The following is a 22,056-nucleotide window of genomic DNA, read 5'->3' as shown; positions in this document are numbered from 1 at the left end:
GAATTAGAATTTGACATTAAGCGAAAAACCATAGTTTCTTGTCAATGGCATAGAAGCTCTCTCCATACCTTGAGCATTACTGTTTGAGTAATTTGACTCAGGATCGATGTTTGGAACTTTGTCATAAATAGTCCATAAATTATGAGCAGAAAATGCTAAACTAACAGACTGGAATGGTGTTTTTTGCAAGTATGCTTTTGGGAAGTTGTAAGCAAATGAAATTGCTCTAAGCTTAACAAAATCAGCATCGTAAACAAAGTTTGATGTTACATCACTGTAGCTTCTCCAGTAATCGTATGCCGAAACGGTTTTATTAACTGGATTTCCGTTCACATCTGTTCCGCTTACCTGAACGCCATTTTCACGACCTGGAAGTGTAATTTCAGATAATCCGTAACGTGTTCCTAACTGGTTTGTAGCCGAGTAGATTTCTCCTCCGAATTTAGCATCAACAAAAACTGAAAGTGTGAAATTTTTATAAGAGAAATCATTTGAAAGTCCCATAGACATTGGTGCAACACCTTGTCCTGCAATAATTAAATTTCCTCTTAAGAATTTTCCGTCCGTGCCAAGCACTATATTTCCATTAGCATCTCTTAAATAATCGTATGCTTTAATCACTCCAAAAGGCTGTCCTTTTTCTAAAACTACATTAGCTCTTCCGTCTCTGTTTCCTTCCAATGTTTTCGTTGTAATTTTATCAGAAAGATTCAAAACTTCACTATCGTTGTAAGCAAAATTATAACCTACGTTCCAAGAAAAACTTGGCGTCTTAATAGCTTTTACATTAACAGCAAACTCCACCCCTTTGTTTAAAATTTCTCCAACGTTGATTTTTGTTGTTCTGTAACCAGAAGCCTGAGAAACGTCAGCATCTGTAATATCATTTGTTGTTTTTTTGCTGTAGAAAGTCAAATCTGTACTCACTCTGTTATTGAAGAAGGTATTTTCGAAACCAAACTCAATTGTGCTTACGTTGTAAGGTTTTAAAGTTCTGTTTGGAATTGTTTCTCCATTTACACCCAAAATTGGCTGTCCTAATGAATCTGTTTGTCCGTCTGGCGTAGTGTAAGTCAATGCTAAAGCATAAGCTTCTGGCAATGCACCTCCAACGTTACCCCAACCTACTCTAACCTTACCATATGACATCCACTCAGGAAGACCTAAAACTTCAGAATAAATAAAACTTGAACTTACAGAAGGATAAAAAGTACTGTTGTTTGCAGGATCTAATGTTGAAAACCAGTCTTCACGGCCTGTTAAACTCAAGAATAAGAAATCTTTATATCCAATATCTGCAGAATAGAAAAGAGAGTTTACTTCACTTTCTGAAAATAATTTTTCTGTTTTATCTGGCTGTGTATTTCCGTAAAAATATTCGAATGGAACAATAAAATTATTTCCTTTCATTTTTATACCACTGTATCTGTTATGCTGACGGTTTGCTCCGATAAAAGCATCTAATGAAATATCTTTAGCAATATCTCCTTTGTAGCCCACGAAACCAGAAGCGTTTACTTCAGAACGCGTTTCAATTCTGTTTTCAATAGATCCACCTGGATTATAATTTATTCCAGTAGGCTCAATCTCAGTATACTCATAATTAACATCATCAATACCAATAACAGCTTTAGCATAAATTTTGTCTGTAATGTTATAGTTTACTTTTGCCGAACCGATAAAACGTTTTCTAAGATCGTCGTTTAAAGGAGATTTCGTTGCAAAATAAGGATTGGTATGATATACGTTTGCACCTAAAAAGTCCTCTTCTCCTCCGTTAGCATCATAAGGATTGCTTAACCATCTGATATCTGAACTTGTAGTCATGAAAGTAGTCGGGAAAGACGGGTTTCTTGGCGAGTCATTCAAATATGGTCGGTTGTGGCTTTTTTCAGAAATGTACTGAGCATTACTTTCAATACTGATTCTTTTATTTGGAGCCGAATTTAAACTTAAAGCTACGTTGTTTCTTCCAAAAGTAGTTCCTGGCATGATCGATTCGTCTTTAGTATTTCCAAAAGACAATCTGAAATTTGTTGACTCATTTCCTCCAGAAATTGCTAAAGTATTACTGAAAGAATATCCAGTTCTGTAGAAATTCTCCACATTATCTTTTCCGTAAGGCTGATAAGGTCTTGTTTTACCATCAAGAGACAAAGATGGTGTTCCATCGTATTTATCTCCCCATGAAAAATAATATGAATCTCTAAGTTCCTGTAAGTTGTTAAATCTGGTTGGCACACCGTTTGCATTTGGAGCCCCAGCACCATATTGATCTTGCCATTTTAAAAGGCTTGCAGGTGTATTGAAAGCAGAATTTGTACTGAAATCTACTCCAATTCCTGTTCCGTTTTTACCTTTTTTAGTTGTAATTAAGATAACACCATTAGATCCTCTGTACCCATAAAGAGCAGAAGCGGCACTACCTTTAAGAACCGACATAGAAGCGATATCGTCTGGATTAAAAGATGACATACCATCTCCTTTATCGGCACCACCCCACATTCCGGCATTTCCTTGCTGTGTATTGTCAATCGGAATTCCGTCAACAACATACAACGGCTGATTAAGACCAGATGCAGAAGTTGCTCCACGAATTACCACACGGCTAGAACCTGAAGGCCCAGTAACTGGCGCCGAAACGTTTACTCCGGCAATTTTACCTTGAAGCGCGTTTCCTAAGTTAATTTCTTTATTTTTTGTCAGATCCTCGCCTTTTAGTTCTCCAACTGCGTAACCTAAACTTTTCTTTTGTTTTTTAACTCCAAATGAAGTTACAACAACATCTTTTAATTCCTGCGTAGTCTCAACTAACGTAACTGCGACTCTTGTATCTTTTTCTTGCACTGCCACTGATTGTGACTGAAACCCCATAGAAGATACATTAAGGATAACTTTTCCTTCGGGAACATTCATTCTAAATCGGCCTTCGGCATCCGAAATAGCACTAAATGGTTTTCCTTGAACTTCGATCGATGCACCGACAATTCCCTTGTTCTCTGCATCTGTAACTATACCGGTTATTAATCGATTTTGCGCGGCAGCACTCAAACTGCTAAGCAATATCACTCCTAACACTGCTAATATTCGTCTCATAAGCGTTTTTTTGGTTATTGGTTTTGATTTTGTTTTGTTGATTTGATTTGTTGTTTGTTTTTAAATAATTAATAAAAAATTGTACTCTGTTTGCAATATCACAGCAAGCAGTTTTGATCTGCTACTGTTTTTTTTATTTGTACTAAATCGTTTTAGTGAAATGATTAAAAAAAAGCCTCAACTTTTTTAAATTCAATTTTTAAACTGATTCCCTGACAATCAAAGTTCCTCTCTTGAGAACCTTTTCAATTTTGAAATCTTCAAAGTTTGTCATCTGACTCATTAACAGCTGTATCGATTTGACAGCAATTTCTTCAATGGGCTGCGCAATGACCGAAATTGTAGGTGTATGCAATTTGAAGCTATCATGATCATCAAAGCTTATAACAGAAACGTCTTCGGGGATTTTATATTTCAAAGCCCTAAAAGCCTGAAGTCCTGCAAGCCCGAGATAGTTGGCCGAAAAAAGAACCGCATCTATCTCTTTATTTTTCTTGAAGAAATTTACTATCGCATCAATTCTGCTTTGTTCACTTATATGATAATCTAGATGAAGCGTGTAATTTTCGTTATAAATTCCTTCTTCTTTTAACGCATCTACATATCCTTTCTCTCTTAATTTCATCTGAATCATTCCAGATTCATTATTCACAACGGCAATATTCTTTTTTCCTTTGCCGATTAAAAATTTAGTAGCTGAGTAAGATCCTTCATAATTATCCATTAGAACGTGACTTACTTTTTGATTGGCAAAATATCGGTCAATTAAAACCACTGGCTTTTGAAGTTTTAAAAGCTGGCCAATTGTTTTCTCCAAATTTCGAGTCGGTGTAATAATAAACCCTTCAACATTTGCTTGTAAAAGACTTTGCACCAATTCTTCGGAGCGCTCATTATCATCTCCTGTACTGCAATAAAAAACTCTATAATTTATGTTTTTTGCTTCGTCTTCTATAACTCTGGCCAAATCTGCAAAAAACTGATTGGAAATATCTTCTACAATAAGTCCGATTGATCTTGTTTTTCCTGTTCGCAGGCTGCTAGCAATCATATTGGGCTTGTATTGCAGTTTTTGTGCTACATCCTGAACTTTTTTGATTACAGTGGGGCTAATAGCCATTTTTTCGCCTTTTCCGTTGATCACAAAAGACACGGTAGAAATAGAAACTTCTGCCTGTTTAGCAATATCTCTAATCGTAATCTTTTTCATCTGGCTACAAATTATTTTTTTGAATACTTAGTACATCGCAAATATATGCAAGTGAAGCTTACAAAAACGTTTTAGTAAAATTTTTTTTCAACAAATCTCTTTTTTACACGGAAAATAAAATGAAAAATTCAGCAAATACTAGATTTTACTAAGTTATTGTCATTTTGACTTTTAATGTGAATTTTGCGGTTTTAGCGCCTTTTTAGCTGATTTTTTATAGAATTTTTAGTAATTTTTATTGTTTGTTTTTTGAAAAGAAGCTTAAAATTGATGATTATTTCAAATCAGCTTTTTTAGAAAAATCAAAAACAAAACTCAACGCAACGAGAAACAACATGCAGCAAATAAGAAAAAAATCACTATTTTTAAACTAAACCTTCACTCTTTGTATTATGAACGATAAATCACAGCTTTTAGGTTCAATTTTCAGACATCTTGACGGATTAGTTACTGCTCCTGTAGCGATAGCATTCAAAAACAAATCGGTTTTAGAATTTATATTAAGCAAAGAAAAGCTCACATTATCTGAGCTTACTACTGCTTTTAAAGCCAACGAAGGTTATCTGAATGTGGGTTTGAGAGTTCTGGCTTCTCAGGGATTTCTAGATTATGACGTTGATAATAAAAAGCAGGAAATCACAATTTCAGTCAACGAAAAAACAGAAACAGCTTTTTCATTATTTTATCTTTATGAAGATGTGGTGAGTTTGCTACAGTTATCAATTCAATTTCATTCGCGTTTATTTGAAGATGTTCCTTTTGAAAAGCTCAATACAATTTTTGAAAAATATAAAAAAAGATACAACATCGAACCTTCAGATGATCTGTTGAAAAACAGTATTCAAGAACAAATTTTAAAACATATTGAAGGCTACCTTATAGGCCCAACAATTGTGCGGTTGGCAATGAACGGAATGTTTCATAAGTATTTTATGGAAACTTCTTTTAGACCCGAAGAGTTTCATAAATCGCCAGAAAACTTTAAAAAAATATTAGACTTTTTTGTTCATCTTGGTTGGTTTCTGGAAAAAAGTGGCAATTATCAATTTACTGAAGCTGGTTTATTTTTTGCTAAAAGAGCTAGCGCATATGGTGTTACAGTTTCTTATCTGCCTACTTTTGCTAAAATCGAAGAATTGATTTTTGGTAATCCAGATATTCTACGAACAACTGAAGGTGAAAACGAACTTCATGTGGATCGTGAAATGAATGTTTGGGGAAGCGGTGGCGCTCATGATACTTATTTTAAAGTGGTTGACGAAATTCTTATCAAGCTTTTTAATCTTCCTATTGAAGAACAGCCAAAAGGAATTCTCGATATGGGTTGCGGAAATGGCGCTTTTCTACAACATATTTTTGAAGTAATCGACAGACAAACTTTAAGAGGAAAAATGCTCGACGAATATCCGCTGTTTATAGTTGGAGTCGATTATAACCAAACCGCTTTGAAAGTAACCCGAGCCAATCTGATAAACGCAGATATTTGGGCAAAAGTAATTTGGGGCGATATAGGCCGTCCTGATTTACTAGCCAATGATTTGAAAGAAAATTATAATATTGATCTCAAAGATCTGCTCAATGTGAGAACATTTTTAGATCATAATCGAATTTGGCAAGATCCAAAACATATTAACCCAAACAGAGTCAGTACCTCAACAGGTGCATTTGCTTACAGAGGAAAAAGAATCAGTAACAATCTGGTTGAAGACAACCTTTTAGAACATTTACAAAAGTGGTCACCGTATGTACATAAATTTGGTTTGCTTCTAATTGAACTTCATACTATAAATCCGAAACTTACAGCTCATAATTTAGGCAAAACTCCTGCAACAGCATATGATGCTACTCACGGTTTTTCAGATCAGTATATTGTTGAAATTGACGTTTTTAATGCAATTGCAGCTGAAGCAGGATTATTTCCAGATAAATCAATTTTTAAACGATTTCCAGATGCTGATACCGCAACGGTGAGCATTAATTTATTGAAAGGAAAATAAATAAAATGTAACGTTTAAAATTAGCCGAAATAATATATTTCATCCCGCTGGGGCTCTTTCTTAAACCGCAATTCTATTTCTATAAATATTTCGTCCCTCTGGGACTTTTCTAAGACACAATCTAAAGCTAATATATTGTTTCACTGGGATTTGAAAAAAGTTCTCAAGCTCTGGAAGAGCGAAATATTTATAGAAAAAAAATTCAAAGACAACGATTAAAAAGCTCCAGCGGAGCGATATATTTCTGAATTCAAAAAGGAGCTGTCTTTTCAGACGCTCCTTTTTGAATTTTATATCAATTGAAAACAAATCATTTCCCTCCAATCAACTCCATAATCTTATAATAAATTGCTGTATTCTGGTAAACTCCCATGAATTTCTCAGAACCTGGACCGTAGGCAAAAACAGGAACTGGAATTGCGGTATGATCGTTTGTGCTGAAACTTCCGTGAACGTAGCCTTTTTCAATACTTCCGTCAATTAATGATAATCCGCCAGTTTCGTGATCTGCGGTTACGATTAACAAAGTTTCTGGATTTTTATCTACAAATTCCATTGCCTGACCAACCAGTTTGTCAAAATCCAGCATTTCTCTCACAACATATTCCACATTATTCTGGTGTCCGCCGTAATCAATTTGAGCGCCTTCGGCCATAATAAAAAACGGATTCTTTGTTTTTGAAAAAGTGTTGGTCGCTTTCGCTAAAGATTTAGTTAGAAAATCTCCCCTTCCGTTTTTCATAGAAACTACCGCTGCATCTTCTAAAACTACAAATTTGCTGTTCTTAATGGTATCTAAACTCGAGAATTTATCTGAAAAAGTATATCCTTTTTCGATTAAAGTTTTAGACAAATCTTTACCATCTTTTCTAGAAATAAATTCTTTCTGTCCTCCTCCAATTAAAATATCCGACGGATTCGAAAGAAAATCATTTGCAATTGGTTCGCTTAAACTTCTTTCTGGCCGATGCGCATAAAATGCCGCTGGAGTTGCATCTGTAATATTTCCAGCAGAAATAATGGCCGTTTTATAGTTTTTCTTTGCCAATTGTTCTGCAATGGTCTGAAGCGGTTTTCCTTGTTCATCAACACTTATAAAACGATTATTGGTTTTATGTCCTGTAGCCATTGCCGTTGCACCTGCTGCCGAATCTGTAATATAACTATCTGAAGCTTTTGTGATCGAGAATCCTTGTGTTGGAATATTAAATAAACTCAATTGCCCTTTGTTTGCCGTGTAACCAGAATAAATTTGTGCTAATCCCATTCCGTCCCCAATTAAAAGAATAACATTTTTTGGGCGTTTATTCTTGAAAACATTTTTAGGAACATACTCTTGGTGAAATTCTGTATTTTGATAAAATGTCGTTTTAATATTATTTATAAATTGAGTTAGCTCAGCTACTTTATCTGTTCCTATAAAATCAACTTTTAAATTCATCAAAGTCATATACGTATTCACGTTGTCTTGCGTAGCCCAGAATCTTATCTTTTTATTTTGATCGTGGACTTTTTTGATAATTGCCTGAATTTTTTCAGAATCTGGCTGCGTCAAAACACCTTTTCCGTTCCAAACTGTGATTTCATGCAAGTCTTCGCTAATCATTTCAACTCTCGCCAATTGATCTGAAGTGTAGTTTTCATTCAGCCTTCCGTCAAAATAAATAAAATCTGGATATTCCTTCCATAGTGACGGCAAAGGTCTGTTTCCAGAAATAACCACTTTTATATTTTTATTAGAAATGATATCAGGAAAAGTTTTCAATTGTTGTGTAATTGCTTTCAAAGTCGAATCGGCATCAGACTTAATATCAATCATTAAAATCAATGATTTATTGCTAGGATACACTTTTCCTTCCAACGTTTTTAATTTAGCAGAAAGCGGTTCCAAATACATGCTTTTAAGTGTATTGTGAGGAGCAATTTCTTTAGAAGTGTGAGCCACAAACAGCTCATTATTTACTAAAAAAACATCGGCTTCTATAACTCCTGTTTCGTTAGAATAGGCTCCATAAAATGGCAATTTGCTTTCGTAATCGTTATGCGAATGAATATTAGAAGAACTGTATTCTTGCGCTTGCGCAAAGAGGCAAAATTGAAGGCAAAAAAGGGTGATTATTTTTTTCATCGAAAATGATTTATATTCTTTTAAAGCTGTAGGTCACTTTATTAGAATTTGGTTTATGCTATTTATTTTTTAACACATAGAAACATAGCTTTTCTTTATGTGTATAGGCGTTTCACTTGTTTAAATGCACATAGTAAAAAGTAATCTTGTCATTTCGACGAAGGAGACTCGAGCGATAGCGAACAGGCGCAGCAAATCTTCGTAAGTAACTCTGCAAAGATTGGGGTTTTAGATTGCGGAGCTTCTTGTGAGGATTTCTCCTTTGTCGAAATGACAAGATTGTGTGAATGCGTACGACTTGCCATTCCTCGAAATGACAAACTTTACTCTGTTTTTTTACAACTGCAGTCTCCTGACCAAGACTGCAGCGTAAAAAACTAAAAAAACACAACGAATTTTTTTATTACCAGCCTTGGTTTTGAGTCAAAGCTCCTTTGCTTACTGCGATTTCATCTGGCGGAATTGGCCACACATGATGAATTGCAGGATTGAAATTACGAGCAGGATAAATAACGCTTCCGTTATAATGGTGTAATGGTTTTGCATAAGTTTCTTTTGCATCTCCCCAACGCACTAAATCAAAATGGCGATCTGTCCACTCTCCTGCCAGTTCGCATCTTCTTTCTCTTTTTAAATCGACCATTGTAGCACCAGAAATATCTGCAAGACCTGCACGGTGACGAATCATATTGATTTCTGTGTCTGCGTTTTGGCCTTTCATTAATTTCGCTTCCGCTAACATCAAAATCACATCTGCATAACGTAAAAGAGGAACATTTAAAGCTGTTGAAGGTTTGTCTCCATTTGCATTTACATAACGAATGTCTACTCCGCCTGAAGTCGTTTTTGGATAACTGAACGGCTCCATGTATTTTTTAAACTGATAACCTGTTCTGTTACTTGAACTTACTACGTGATTTCCTTCATTGAAGGTTACTGTCTCTCCGAAGTAAACAAATTTGTCTCCTTTTTGTAGAATTGTAGCACCACGTCTTTTATCGTTTGGAGCATAAGTATCAAATAATTCTTTTGTTGGATAGAAATTTCCCCAACCGTTGTAAACTCCCCAACCTTTATCTTCTAAACAAACTCCAGGAAAAATAGAGCCTAAAGAAGTGTTTTCTGCGCTTGAAGTTACCGACCAAATATATTCTGAAGACCAGTTGTTACTGATTTTAAACACATCTTCAAAGTTGTCTAATAACTTGTGTTTTCCGCTAGCCACAATCATATTCGCATATTTGATGGCATTGTCCCAATCTTTTGCATACAAATACGTGCGCACTAAATAAGCCCAAGCTGCAGTTTTGTGAGCGCGTCCGCGATTGTCTGGCGTAAGCTGATCAAAATAGGGCAATAAATCGGCTGCTTTGATTAAATCTGCTGCAATGTAAGCATAGTTTTCCGCAACATTCTTTGCACGAGGCACATAAACATTTGTTGGATTTTCTCTGTCCTGAATCGGAATTCCTGCACGATCGTCTCCATAATGATAAGCCAATTCTAAATGCATTACGGCATGATTAAAATAAGCTTCTCCTAACATTCCGTTTCTTGTTTTTTCATCCAAAGAAATGTTTGGAATATTACGAATCACGTCATTACAACGCTTCATAATTTCGTAGTGAATTCTCCAAATATCTTTAGTATCCGATTCTGATCCGTCTACAATAAAATTTTTGATTCTTTCTGCATTTTGTCTTGGTTTTGTTCCAATATCATCGCTGGCATTATTCAGCCAAAAGAAACCACGACCGTACATATTATCATCAGAATACAAAGCATAAATTGCATTTACTCCTGCTTTTGCATCTGCTGGTGTTTTCCAGAAATTCCCGCTCGAAGGCGCTCCTTGCGGCACAACATCAAGTTCGCTTTCACAAGCCGAAGTGCTTACCAAAAGCACAAAACTCAATAATAAAAGACTTATTTTTTTCATTTTAATTGTTTTTTATTTTTTAAAAAGTTGCGTTAACACCAGTCATGTAAATACGAGAAAGCGGATAACGTCCTAAATCTAATCCGAAGTTTTTAAGACCAACTTCAGGATCCATTCCAGAATAATTAGTAATCGTAAATAAGTTTTGTCCAGAAATAAAGAATCTCAATTTTGCTTTTCCGTTCAACCAGCTTTCTTTAATGGTATAACCAATCGAAACGTTTTTCAATCTTAAGAAAGAAGCATCTTCGATAAACAAATCAGAAATACGTCCGAAGTTGTTATTGTTATCTGTAGACGAAAGAACTGGAACATTGGTATTGGTATTCGTTGGCGACCAAGCATCTTTTGAATCTGCCAATAAGTTGTAACCTGGGAAAGAAGCATTTAAGCCTGTATGTTTTACAGCATTGAAAACGCTATTTCCTGCAGCACCTGTGAAGAAAATATTCATATCAAATCCTTTGTATCTGAAATTGGCATTCAAACTATACGTTGTCTTCGGGAAAGGACTTCCTAACACTACTCTATCGCTGTTGTTGATTACGCCGTCTCCATTTTCATCTTTAAATTTAATATCTCCCGCAACCGCATTTGGCTGGTACATTACACCGTTTTTATTTACATACGCTTTCACCTCATCATTGCTTTGAAACAATCCGTCTGTCTGGTATCCGTAGAAAGCTCCAACCGGACTTCCAACTTGGTAAATATTTGCCAATGGCAAACTACGAACTCGGCTTAAGCCCAAAGGCTCCAATGAATTCAAATCGTCTTTAATAGAAACAATTCTATTGCTTAAGAATCCAGCATTTGCCGTAACATCAAATTTAAATTCTCCACGAGTTTTTTGGTACGTTAAACTCACCTCGATTCCTTTGTTTTCAACATCTCCTGAGTTTACAATTCTTCCTTGCGGAGTTCCAGAAACTCCTGGCAATTGGTCACGAACCAACATGTCTTTGTTTTTCTTTACATAAGCATCAACAGATCCTACTAAACTATTATTTAGCATCGTAAAGTCTAAACCAATATTGGTCTGCTCAGAACTTTCCCATTTTAAATTCGGATTTGATAATTCGCTTTCAGCATAACCATAATTAATTGATGGCACTGCTCCAATTAAAGCTTGAGTTTGCACTAAAGGCACACTAAACTGATATGGCCCTAGATTTCCTAAGTTTCCAATTTGTCCCCAGCTTGCACGAAGTTTTAAATTGCTGATGATTGGCTCGATGCCTTTCATGAAATTTTCTTCAGAAATTAACCAACCTGCAGAAACTGAAGGATACACTTTCCAACGGTTATTTTCTAATAATTTTGAAGTTCCGTCACGACGAACAATTCCCGAGATTAAATATTTCTGATTGAAATCGTAATTGATTCTTCCCACATAAGAAGAAATAATTTCATCTGATCTTCCAGCTGCGGTCTGCTGAATCAATTTTGCATTTAATAAATAACGCTGTGATGGATCTTCGTTATCAAAACCTGTTCCTTCAACTGTGTAGAAATCTCTTTTTGTCTCTTGATACGTATATCCAGCTAAAGCTTTCAAATTATGTTTCCCGAATGATTTCTCATAAGAAATAGTCTGCTCGCTTAACAAATCGGTAACTGTTAAATTTTTCAACGTCAACCTGTTGAAATCGAATATTTTTCCTGGCTCAGTAACTTTTACTGTAAAATCTGTTGCGTTGTCCTGAATTCTAGTATAACCCCAGTTCGATTTTACTTTTAATCCTGGAACAATTTCCCATTCTGCATACGGATTGATCAAAATGGTAGAAATAGGATTTTTATTGTCTAATCTTTTTAAATACGCCACCGGATTGATAACGTCTCCATAAGAACCAATATATTTTTCTGGAACACCACCAAATTGACCTGAACCATCTTCTCTATAAATTGTTGCGTTTGGCGGATACAAAATCGCTGCTTGAATTGCTCCTGTGTACGAACTTGAAGTATTGGCTGTCTGTCCATTAGTCAACGAGTACGAAATATTTTCTCCAATTGTAAAATTATCTGCCAATTTAAAAGAAGAATTTGCTCGTACTGTATAACGCTCTCCATACGTATTTAGCAAAATACCTTCGTTTTTTCTATAACTTCCAGAAAGAAAGAAATTAGATTTTTCTGTTTTTCCGTTTACCGAAAGCGACAAATCTTGAATTTCTCCTGTACGGAAAATTTCATCCATCCAGTTGGTTTTTGTTGTTCTTGCTGTTGGTTCAAATGCAGGATCAAAAGCAGGAATTCTCGGCAAACCTGCATTATCTCTCGCCAAATTCATCGCATCAGCATATTCTGCAGCGTTTAAAACCTCTAATTTTTTCGCTACATTCTGAAAACCTCCTTGGTAGTTAACATTCACATTAATTTTATCTGAAACTCCTTTTTTAGAAGTAATTAAAATTACCCCGCCAGAAGCTCTTGCACCATAAATTGCCGCAGAAGCAGCATCTTTTAAAACGTTTATCGATGCAATATCATTTGGATTTATCGTATTTAAAGAACCACTGTAAATGATTCCGTCCAAAACGATTAAAGGCGTTTCGGCATTCAAAGATCCAATACCACGAATGTTGATTGTTGGCGATGCAGTTGGGTCACCACCATCGTTAATTACTGTAACTCCGGCAACCGTTCCTTGCAATAATTCGGCTGCGTTGTTGTATGTTCTGCTTGAAGTTTCTTTCATAGAAACAGAACCAACTGCTCCTAAAACTTCATTCTTTTTTACACTACCGTAACCCATAACTACAACTTCTTGAAGCTGTTTTACATCGGCTGCTAGTTTTACCGTGATGTTTTGCGAACTCGTAACTTTTACTTCTTGCGTTATATAACCCACGTAAGAAAAAACAAGTGTCGCTTCTGAAGCATTTACTTCCAATTTAAATGTTCCGTCAAAATCTGTTGCTGTTGCTGCGTCTGAACCTTTATCTTTAATTCCAACTCCTGGCAACGGCATATTATCGTCTCCTCCGAAAACAGTTCCCGAAACAATAATTTTATTCTGATCGGCAGAAGCAACTTTCTGATTTTTCTTGATTACGATATTGTTACTCACAATCTCATATCGAAGCACATTTCCGCAAATTTTATCCAACGCCTGTTCAAGCGTTACATTATTCAGTTTTAAACTTAATTTCTGATTGGCATTTACTTGGCTACTTTCGTACATAAAATGCACATCAACCTGATTTTCAATTCTTTGAAATATATTTTTTATACTCTCATTATCAACTTTTAAAGTGACTCTTTTGTTAATGTCAACATTCTCAGCTTTTACTGTTAGTGCGGCAAAAAACAAAGTCATAAATAGGAATAATTTTGTTCCTATTGTCCTTATGCTGGCATACCGCATTTGTTTTTCATTCATAGTTTTTAGATTTAGTGTAATTGTTTTGTTTATTAGTTTGCTACGTAGTTTTATTTTTATGGTTTAAAGAATTATTCGATTTTGTAAATCCCAGAATCCATTTTGTATTGGGCATTGATGATGTTGCACACCAATCCAATTACCTGATCGGCAGGGAGTTCTTTAAAATAGGCGCTAATCTTTAAATCGTTTAAATTCTTGTTTTTGACTTCAATTGAAACATTGTAATTGCGATTAATTGTCGCCACAACTTCTGGCAAAGGCGTTTCTTCAAAAACCATAATGTTTTTTCGCCATAGCGAAATGGTGTTCAGTGGAATATCCTTGAAAGCTTGAAGTTTGTTGTCTTGAGATTTAAAAACCACTTTCTGGCCCGGAGTTACATACACATTCTCTTCTGTAACAGTAGATTTCACGTTTACTCTTCCTGTCGCAACCGAAACTTCTTGTGTCGTCTGGTCTGGATAAGCTTGAACATTAAAACTCGTTCCGAGAACTTTGGTATCCATTTTATTGGTATGAATAATAAAAGGATGTTTTTTGTCTTTGGCTACGTCAAAAAAAGCTTCTCCGCTTAAATATACTTCTCTCGTATCTCCTTTAAATGCTGTAGGATATTTAAGAACACTTCCTGCATTTAGCCAGATTTTTGTTCCGTCACTTAATTTTATCTGAGCATGTTCTCCTAGTTTTACAGCAAATTGCTTGCTCTCAACTGCATTTGATGTTTGATAAAAAAACACCGATAATCCGATTAAGAAAACCAATGAAGCTGCGATAGCCCAGTTTTTGTATTGAATCGAAATAACTTTGTTGGTATTCTTTATTTGTCTCAATTCTTTTTTCAGTTTTGAACGGTCAGATCGAACCACTTCCATATTATCAAAAAAATCATCTGTACGATCGTACCATTTATTCCACATTTCTTGTCCTTTTGGGGAATACTTTCCTTCTAAAAATTTTTTGATTTCGTTATTTGAATTTTCAGGCATTATAATTTCTTTATGTCTTTAATAGTATGTCTTGGGAATTGTAATTTTAGGTAGGCGCAAAAGGTTACGCTTCTGTTAAGAAAAAAGCTGGATTCTTAATCTGAAGTTTACTTTTAATTGAATTCGCCCAAATAAGTACGCATGAATTTTAGCGCATACGTAATATGGTATTTTACGGTTTCGATTGAAACATTCAATTCTTCGGCGATTTCTTTATTGGTGTAATGTTTTATGCGGCTAAGTATAAAAACCTCTTTTGATTTTTTAGGAAGTAATGATGCTGCCTCGTCAACTGCTTTTTGCAATTCATCATAATAAATAGAATCCTCGATCGCGTTGTAGCTTGTTTGCGAAACGGTATTTTTTTCTAAAACTTCTTGAATGTATCGATCGGTAACTTCGTGCGATTTAATATAGTCTAAAGTCATATAGCGAACCGAAGTGTAGATGTACGCCGCAAAACTTTTCTGGATCACAATTGTTTTTCGTCTTTCCCAAATAGAGGTAAAAACTTCCTGCACAATTTCTTCTGAAATGGCGATCGATTTCATTCGGAGATAGACGAATCGAACTAACAGATCTCGATATCTAAAATAAAGTTCATCAAAAGCTTTATCCTTGCCCGATTTTAATAATTCGACAAGTTCTTCGTCTGTAAACTTCTTATACATGATTCATTATTTTATGATTAATCAAATTAAAAGTGTGAGCCAAAACACTTTTTCTGATTTTGTCTTGATAATGATCGTGCTGTTTAAAAAATGGCATATACAAAGTATTGGTTTCTTCTTATATGTCTCCAAAATTAAAGCTGAGGGTAGGTCGATTAGGTTACGTTTACATTAATAAAACCACTCTAAAGCGAAACATATTATTAACATTTGAAGTCAAAGGCCAACTGAAAAATAAGAGTTTGTAGTATTTGGCGTAAAAAATGAAAAACTTTGTTTGGTATAACAATCTTTCTCTTATAAAAAGCAGAAAAAGTGCTTAACAAATAATTAATGGGAATGTATTAAAATGAGTTTATTCTTTTCAAAATTCCTCTCTCAAAAAAATAAAAAAATATAACTAGTTGACAAAAGCAACTAATTTTATATATTTGTACTTCAACAATACAATAATTCAATCATGACTACTACAACTTCAAAAATTAGAAGTTTTAACCGATTCTATACAGCGCATTTAGACATTTTAAGTCAGCATTATTTGGATAGTGAATATTCTTTAACCGAGATACGAATTCTCTATGAAATGAGCGAAAGCAAAACGATAACTGCCCAAAAAATCACTGAAATTTTAAATCTCGATAAAGGATATTTAAGCCGAATTTTAAAGCGTTTTTTAAAAGAAAATTTAATTGAAAAAGTTACCTCTTCTGAAGATAAACGCGCCTTCAATATTAAACTGACAAATTCTGGAAATGAATTATTAAGCATTTTAAACACTAAATCTGAAAACAAGATTGAAGGTAAAATCGAAAAACTAAATCCTTCAGAAAAAGAGATTTTAGTTGATTCAATGAATACCGTAAGAAACCTGCTGACAGAAAATAAAATAGCTCGAGAAGACATTACGTATCGCCACGAAATAACGCCTGGAGATATTGGTTATATTATTCATCTACATGGCGCTATCTACGGAAAAGAATACAATTTTTCGACTGATTTTGAGAAATATGTAATCAAGACTTTTTACGATTTCTTAGAAAAATATTCTCCAGAAAACGACCGAATCTGGATGGCGGAATACAATAATAAAATTGTGGGATGTGTTGCTATTGTCCATCAACCTAATGAAGAAGCGCAATTGAGATGGTTTCTTCTCGATCCCGCTTTTAGAGGTCTCGGAATTGGCAAAAGGTTATTGACTGATGCCATAGATTTCTGTAAAGAGAAAGAATTTAAAAATGTGTTTCTGCTTACCACAAGTATGCAGGATAAAGCACTCCAAATGTATAAAATGATGGGATTTGAACTTACGAAATCGGAAGAAGTTGAGGAATGGGGGAAAACGTTTTATGAGGAGCGTTATGATTTGAGACTTATTGGATGATAGAGTTTTATATAAAAGAAAAAGCGCAAAAGTCCAAACGACTTTTGCGCTTTTTATCTCCCTAGTGGTAATTTTATTTACTTCGTTACCTAATTGTGGGAGATTTACCTAATCTTTTTGAGAGTTTTATCACTTATCAAAAAACTAAGGCAAAGACAGATATTCTTTATATTCCATTTTGTTGTTACTATTTTTATAAAAGATATAATTATTTTCTCCACCATCATAACTCATTTCTATTTTTAAAGTATCCCTCAAAATCCATTTATAAGTAACATCTGCGTCTTCTGATTTCCATAAAAAATCTTTTTGGGGCAGCTTTTCCAACAAATCTTTTTTTAAATAATCTGGAGATTCATTGTAAAATATTGCATATGCTCTCTCAAAAGTACTTTCGTTACATTCGCAAGTTTTGCTTAAAGGATCATCATATCGAGATTTACCATTATCATTTTCCTTACATGCATAAAGAGATTTTAAATCCTTCTCACTCTTTTTAACAAAGCGCATATAATTTCCTGAATACCAAACAACAACATCATTACCAAACAAATATAATTTATGAAATGGAGGAGAACATTTTGTAATTAATACTCCTTTATAGGAATTTATACTTATATCAAATAGACTTTTGAATTTCTTATCCAAAATCTTCATTTCATCCTTTAAAGAATGATTATAAAAATGCCCTTCTATGTGGTACTCCAAACTATGTATTGTGTCAATCTCAAAATATGCATTACACTCATCATTTCCTAAAACAAACTCGCTATCTAACAAATCAAAATTGATAATTTTAGAAGTATTAGAATTTGACGAGTTTTTAAGCTTCCATGTTCCTTTAAAATCTATTAAATTAAACGTTTTATTCGTCAATGAATAATTTGAATTAATGCTATCATTATCATTTGTTTTTTTATTCTGTTTCTCATCATTTTGAGGTTTACAGGACGCAAACATCAAAGCAATAATTACTATAATCTTAATTGATTTAATCATTTTTCTAGAAAATATTTTTTAACGAAAATACACTTTTTTCTACATATTTAATGAGATGAGTTGTAAACTCCTTCTGAGAACATTGCTCTTTCTTGTTTTCTCCTTTTGACGTTTTGAGCACCAGTTTCAATTTCATTAACAGCTAATGCGTAATTTTTAGAATTCAGATATTTTATTAAATTGGGAGCTTTGAAAGCTGGGCCAATATTGTAAACATAACTAACCAACGCATCATATTCATTTTGATAAAGAGGAACTTTTATTTTATTTTTTATTACTTTTTCAAATCTTAAAACATCTTTATCAAATAACTTACTAGCCTCATTTTCCGAAATTCCTTCTTTAAATTCTTCTTCTGAAGAACTACCATCACATTTACCCAGATGTATTAAATGTCCATAACCTATCGTGCAGTTTCCATCACTATTTAAATCTCCATCATTATCATACATTTTTCTTTTGTACGATTCCCAATTCTTTATAAAATCTTTACCTTTATCGCTTATATTTAGCAACTTTATATCCTTTCGATCTCCTTTGTCAGCTTCAAATGTGTTTTTATACCCTTCCAGTAATATGTCAATTGAATCTAATAAATCTTTTCTGCGTTGAAAAGGTGAGCCATTAACCTTATTTGTCAAAGGATTATTAATATTTTCTTCTTTTTCGGCTGAAAAAATTTCAAAATGCAGCATATATATGTCATATCCACTTATAACACTTTTCCCTAGTAACTTTCCAGTCTTTCCAAGTACTTTCCCTTGTTTAACTTGATCCCCTTTCTTTACTTCAATACTATTAGGATCTAACTCTCCATATCTAGCAATAAATTTTCTTCCATCTTTCAATTTATGTAAAACTGTTACTTGGTGTGTCCCTGCATAGAAATATCTCGTTTCTAATACCTCTCCATTAGCAATAGCAATGACTAAAGCTTTAGGTTCTGTATACAAATCTCTAGCCGCATGCTTCCTTCTGCCATGATCTCTAAAAGAATCAAAAGTTGCTTGATTATGTCCATCATCATCCTGCCAATTGTAATTTTTCCCCCATTGCAAATTAGTATCATTTGTTGGTTTTTCTAATAATGGAAAAATAATTTCCGGTTTCTTTTTACTCTTCTTCCCTTCCCCCACAATCATAACCAACACCTTATTAACCAAATGCTTTGTAGAATACCCGTCAACACCTGCATAATAATTTATTTTTGATCCTAGCTTGAGTTTTTTATCAAGATTCTTTAAAAGGAAACTGATTGTGGCAACCCCTTCTGAGTTTACTGTTGCTTTACCTGCAAAAGATGGTTTTTCGCTTACTTTATGAGCAGTCAATGTAACTTCTTCTCCAACCATATTTTGGGTTTTGGCAACTATTGTCACAATTGCACCTTTTTTACCAAATGGAACCTCATCTTCTGGTGTTACTCTGTTGCCATCGTAAGTAAAGTAAACATCGAGCACTTTTTTATCTGCTGTAAGAGACAAAGTTGTATTAGCATCATAATTCGCTGGCGACTTAAATGGATATGGTTTACTATTCTGGATTCCTAAGAGTTTAAAACCAATTTTGGCATTTTTCTTTCTTCCCAATCCAATTGCTTTTTGAAAAGTGGCGTCAAATTTTACCTCTTCAAAAATTTCACCTTTACTGTTTGTTTTTACGTCAATATAATGGTTTGTTTTAGCACTGCCCAAATAAAAATAGATTCTGACTGTTTGATTATTATAATGTGGAATGTTGGCGTTTATCCAATTGCTTTCTAAAAGACCCGAAATTGTTTTTTTACTTCCTCCGCTCCATGACCAATATGCTTCGGTTATTTCAGGCTGTTTCATTTCCAAGTTGAAAATAGCCCCTGATTTATCCCCTTTTTGACGATCACTAAAAGCCTCTACTGTATAATGACCTGCCTTCTGCGGAAGTGTCATCGTAAATTCTTTCCATTTATGAATATAATTTCTTTGAGAGTCTTTTTTATTTATAAATAGATCAGTACCTGAAGTTAAATAAGGTTTACCACTAGAATCATAAATCATCCATCGCACATCTTCTTTCTCATCGTCTGTAGGAGGATTTATTTTGAAAGTTTTGGCTTCTAAGGTCAACTTCCTGTTTACAATTCCTAACAAGAATACATTACTTCCAGAGCTTTTTTCAACTAGACCAATACTGCTAACTTCATTTTTAATTACCGAGGTTTTAAATTCTTTAAATAATCCGTATTGATCTTTACTAAATGCTTTAATTTTATATGTTCCCAAATCTGGCATCGCAAGTTTAATAATACCAGTTGAGTCTAATTCTTGCTCTTCTAAAATTTTACTTGTTTTACCATTTAGTGGCGTTTCAATCTGATAATATAATTTTATCGGATTTAATGTTTTTACTGAACTATTTTTTAGCGAAACCTTAAATGTTTTTTCTTCAGCAAAAGACCTTATAAATTCAGTTTTTGCATTTATAGGAGGCGTAATTACAATATCTTGCGCTACTACTTTTAATTCTATGAAAGTAGCTGAGCTTGATTTTTTGCTCTGTTTTACAGTATGATTTTTTCCGTATGCATCGATTCTATATGTTCCAGGTGTGTCAAAATTGTAACTAAAAGAAGTTCCTTCATTTTTAAAGATACTCTCGGTATTTTTATCTTTATAAACTATCCAATTAATATTTTCCTTTGGATTCACTTTTTCATTTATAAAAGCTTCATCAACAAAAAATTCCAGACTTTCTCCAACAATAAACGAGGCGGTGTTAGTATTCTTAATTTTAACCGCTCCTTTATTTACGCCACTTCCGTCAAAATCAGTTTCGCTGACTTGCTTAAGGAATACATAAACATCTTCTTTGCCAATAGAAGCATATAGTCTGTCGGCACTTAGATTAGGATATATTTTAGTTTTAGTAGTTATAGTAATGCTATTTGGCAAAGCTTCAAGTCCTTCAACTTCTTTCAATAATAAAAATAATTCATCGTATCGCTCAAAAAGATTTGCAACGTTCGTTTTATCATCGCCCAATAGTTTTTTGATTGCTTCCCAACGATTTTTAGCGGTTTTAGAAATAGACCCTTTGAGAATGTTGGCATCTATTGCCTTAATCATCTTTTCGCGTACCACATTCCAATTAAAGTTCTGAACTTCAGCAGATGTCGCCGTCAATTGTTTCAAAGCATTATACATTTCAGTAAACAGCATTTCGTTTGGTTTATTTACGAAATCTGCTACTGTCGTCTTCTCATCATCAAAAGCTTTGTTAATACGTGCCCAATATTGAATAGTTTCAGGATTATTTTCTTTAATTGCCTGATCTAATTTCTTTTTGATTTCGGCTTTGATAAGTTCTACCGACGGCTCATTGCTATTTGATTGAAACATTTGTGGTACTATCAGCATTTGTTTTGAATCTATACTTTCGTAAATCTGACTGAATGCATTGCTTAAAACTGTATTTTCTGCTTCTGAAACCGGAAGAGTATTGCCAGTTGATCCAAAAGAACTCATACTTGTACTTTCAGTACTATCAAAAGCGCCTCCTCCGATTGAAGCATTAATTGTTGATGCAGTAAACAAATTTGACTCCGAAGCTGAAGAAGTATTGTTAAACGATGGAGCTGTTTTAATTGCAGCGTTATTATCGAAAACGCCTTCTCCAGCCGAGTCTAAAGTATTGCTCATGACATTATTTGAAGCATTTTGCTCCTGCCAAACTTGTACAATATCTTTTTGCTCGTTTATTTCTTTTGAAACGGCAGCAAATTCGTTTATAAAATTTTTCGTTAACCCTTCGGAGCTTTCTAAAGGAGTACTATTTTTTATTAAAATATTGAAATTGTGAACTGTATTTTTATTCATAATGAAACGTTTTTTCTGGAGACAAAAGTACGCTCATCATTTATGTTTTAAAAATTACAACACCTTTGAATTCAGTAGTTTCAGCAGGTTTTCTTTTTACTGAAACTACTGAAAACGCTTAGCTTTTTTTAACTAAAAACATATTCCTTTTCCTACTTTTGTCTCTTCCGAAAAAACAAATACCAACAATGCATTTTTTTACCTCATTGCAATTGTGTCTTCCTTTGATTTTATAAAAAATACCACTCGCCTTTTATTATTAATCAACTTAAAATAGCCGTTATGGATTTTTTATTTTCAATAGGCATACGGAAAATGCCTAAAATTCCCGACAAAGATTATTCTTGTCCTATACCTTCATTTAATTGTGCTTTAGATGAAAACTGTTTCTTTAAAAA

Annotated in this window: 11 protein-coding genes; 2 read left to right on the top strand and 9 right to left on the bottom strand. The window is 34.0% G+C overall.

Going from position 1 to position 22,056, the window contains the following annotated elements; translation table 11 throughout:
- Nucleotides 1-3: 3 nt before the first annotated feature.
- Nucleotides 4-3,096: a SusC/RagA family TonB-linked outer membrane protein gene (locus tag DM397_RS03505; protein WP_111376215.1), complete on the bottom strand. Its 3,093-nt coding sequence runs from the start codon at nt 3,094-3,096 to the stop codon at nt 4-6.
- Nucleotides 3,097-3,295: 199 nt separating this feature from the next.
- Entirely contained in the window at nt 3,296-4,306 is a 1,011-nt protein-coding gene (locus DM397_RS03500; protein WP_111376214.1) for a LacI family DNA-binding transcriptional regulator, read from the bottom strand.
- A gap of 392 nt (nt 4,307-4,698) precedes the next feature.
- Here DM397_RS03500 and DM397_RS03495 point away from each other — a divergent pair, with 392 nt between their 5' ends.
- Complete coding sequence (locus tag DM397_RS03495) at nt 4,699-6,303, top strand: class I SAM-dependent methyltransferase (protein WP_111376213.1); 1,605 nt, start codon at nt 4,699-4,701, stop codon at nt 6,301-6,303.
- A gap of 310 nt (nt 6,304-6,613) precedes the next feature.
- On the opposite strand, the gene DM397_RS03490 is transcribed toward DM397_RS03495, so the two are convergent.
- The 5 genes from DM397_RS03490 to DM397_RS03470 all read right to left on the bottom strand — a co-directional run bounded on the left by DM397_RS03490 (nt 6,614) and on the right by DM397_RS03470 (nt 15,421).
- Nucleotides 6,614-8,431 carry an alkaline phosphatase gene (locus DM397_RS03490; protein ID WP_111376212.1) on the bottom strand — a complete coding sequence of 606 codons (1,818 nt, stop codon included), beginning with the start codon at nt 8,429-8,431 and terminating at the stop codon, nt 6,614-6,616.
- A 403-nt stretch (nt 8,432-8,834) separates the two neighbouring features.
- The gene (locus tag DM397_RS03485; RefSeq protein WP_111376211.1) at nt 8,835-10,370 is read right to left on the bottom strand and encodes a RagB/SusD family nutrient uptake outer membrane protein; all 1,536 of its coding nucleotides are present in this window, start codon (nt 10,368-10,370) and stop codon (nt 8,835-8,837) included.
- Between the two features lie 19 nt (nt 10,371-10,389).
- Nucleotides 10,390-13,758 carry a TonB-dependent receptor gene (locus tag DM397_RS03480; protein WP_111376210.1) on the bottom strand — a complete coding sequence of 1,123 codons (3,369 nt, stop codon included), beginning with the start codon at nt 13,756-13,758 and terminating at the stop codon, nt 10,390-10,392.
- Between the two features lie 71 nt (nt 13,759-13,829).
- A complete protein-coding gene (locus tag DM397_RS03475; RefSeq protein WP_111376209.1) occupies nt 13,830-14,750 on the bottom strand; it encodes a FecR family protein in 921 nt (306 codons plus the stop codon).
- Nucleotides 14,751-14,863: 113 nt separating this feature from the next.
- Complete coding sequence (locus DM397_RS03470; protein WP_111376208.1) at nt 14,864-15,421, bottom strand: RNA polymerase sigma-70 factor; 558 nt, start codon at nt 15,419-15,421, stop codon at nt 14,864-14,866.
- Nucleotides 15,422-15,881: 460 nt separating this feature from the next.
- On the opposite strand from DM397_RS03470, the gene DM397_RS03465 reads away from it, so the two are divergent.
- Nucleotides 15,882-16,805, top strand: a complete 924-nt coding sequence (locus DM397_RS03465) for a bifunctional helix-turn-helix transcriptional regulator/GNAT family N-acetyltransferase (protein ID WP_111376207.1) — start codon at nt 15,882-15,884, stop codon at nt 16,803-16,805.
- 144 nt (nt 16,806-16,949) lie between these two features.
- On the opposite strand, the gene DM397_RS03460 is transcribed toward DM397_RS03465, so the two are convergent.
- Nucleotides 16,950-17,804 (bottom strand): hypothetical protein, encoded by an 855-nt coding sequence (locus DM397_RS03460; RefSeq protein WP_111376206.1) that lies wholly within the window; start codon nt 17,802-17,804, stop codon nt 16,950-16,952.
- A gap of 47 nt (nt 17,805-17,851) precedes the next feature.
- Complete coding sequence (locus DM397_RS03455; protein WP_111376205.1) at nt 17,852-21,658, bottom strand: glycoside hydrolase family protein; 3,807 nt, start codon at nt 21,656-21,658, stop codon at nt 17,852-17,854.
- Nucleotides 21,659-22,056: the final 398 nt, after the last annotated feature.

The organism is Flavobacterium nitrogenifigens (assembly GCF_003254565.1).
Lineage (GTDB): Bacteria > Bacteroidota > Bacteroidia > Flavobacteriales > Flavobacteriaceae > Flavobacterium > Flavobacterium nitrogenifigens.
The sequence above is the reverse complement of the archived record's forward strand: the minus strand, read 5'-3'. Positions and strand labels throughout refer to the sequence as shown.

Excerpts from the sequence above, each read along its gene's own strand:
- DM397_RS03490 (WP_111376212.1), bottom strand. The coding sequence starts at position 8,431 with ATGAAAAAAATAATCACCCTTTTTTGCCTTCAATTTTGCCTCTTTGCG.
- DM397_RS03455 (WP_111376205.1), bottom strand. The coding sequence starts at position 21,658 with ATGAATAAAAATACAGTTCACAATTTCAATATTTTAATAAAAAATAGT.
- DM397_RS03495 (WP_111376213.1), top strand. The coding sequence starts at position 4,699 with ATGAACGATAAATCACAGCTTTTAGGTTCAATTTTCAGACATCTTGAC.
- DM397_RS03460 (WP_111376206.1), bottom strand. The coding sequence starts at position 17,804 with ATGATTAAATCAATTAAGATTATAGTAATTATTGCTTTGATGTTTGCG.
- DM397_RS03485 (WP_111376211.1), bottom strand. The coding sequence starts at position 10,370 with ATGAAAAAAATAAGTCTTTTATTATTGAGTTTTGTGCTTTTGGTAAGC.
- DM397_RS03500 (WP_111376214.1), bottom strand. The coding sequence starts at position 4,306 with ATGAAAAAGATTACGATTAGAGATATTGCTAAACAGGCAGAAGTTTCT.
- DM397_RS03505 (WP_111376215.1), bottom strand. The coding sequence starts at position 3,096 with ATGAGACGAATATTAGCAGTGTTAGGAGTGATATTGCTTAGCAGTTTG.
- DM397_RS03470 (WP_111376208.1), bottom strand. The coding sequence starts at position 15,421 with ATGTATAAGAAGTTTACAGACGAAGAACTTGTCGAATTATTAAAATCG.
- DM397_RS03480 (WP_111376210.1), bottom strand. The coding sequence starts at position 13,758 with ATGAATGAAAAACAAATGCGGTATGCCAGCATAAGGACAATAGGAACA.
- DM397_RS03465 (WP_111376207.1), top strand. The coding sequence starts at position 15,882 with ATGACTACTACAACTTCAAAAATTAGAAGTTTTAACCGATTCTATACA.
- DM397_RS03475 (WP_111376209.1), bottom strand. The coding sequence starts at position 14,750 with ATGCCTGAAAATTCAAATAACGAAATCAAAAAATTTTTAGAAGGAAAG.